The organism is Streptomyces johnsoniae (assembly GCF_031845565.1).
In the GTDB taxonomy this organism is placed as follows: domain Bacteria; phylum Actinomycetota; class Actinomycetes; order Streptomycetales; family Streptomycetaceae; genus Streptomyces; species Streptomyces johnsoniae.
Genome location: NZ_JAVREV010000119.1, coordinates 1 through 254, shown reverse-complemented (window position 1 = coordinate 254; position 254 = coordinate 1). Strand labels below are relative to the sequence as shown.

Sequence of the window (254 nt, the reverse complement as noted above, 5' to 3'; positions counted from 1 at the left end):
GACACCGAACGCCAGACCGCGTTCACCGACTGGATCGACTGGTACAACTACCACCGACCCCACACCGGCATCGCAGGCCAAACACCCGCCAGCCGCGTCACCAACCTCCCCGAACAACACACCTAGATGTATTGACCCGCGACGTTGTTAACGCGGGTGATCGGGGGCTGGCCTTCGAGTGCGGTGTGGCAGCGATGGTAGTTGTAGGTGTGGAGGTAGTCGTTGAGGGCGGCGGTTCGTTCGCTGTTGCTGCC

General features: G+C 62.2%; 1 protein-coding gene and 1 pseudogene. One reads left to right on the top strand and one right to left on the bottom strand.

The features are described from left to right. Window positions 1–126: integrase core domain-containing protein (locus RM779_RS33545; protein ID WP_311620621.1), on the top strand; the 126-nt coding region annotated here is incomplete at its 5' end. Here the strand turns inward: RM779_RS33545 and RM779_RS33540 are convergent. Then, window positions 123–254 (bottom strand): annotated as a pseudogene (locus tag RM779_RS33540) (IS481 family transposase); the annotation flags it as partial. The gene RM779_RS33545 and the pseudogene RM779_RS33540 overlap by 4 nt on opposite strands.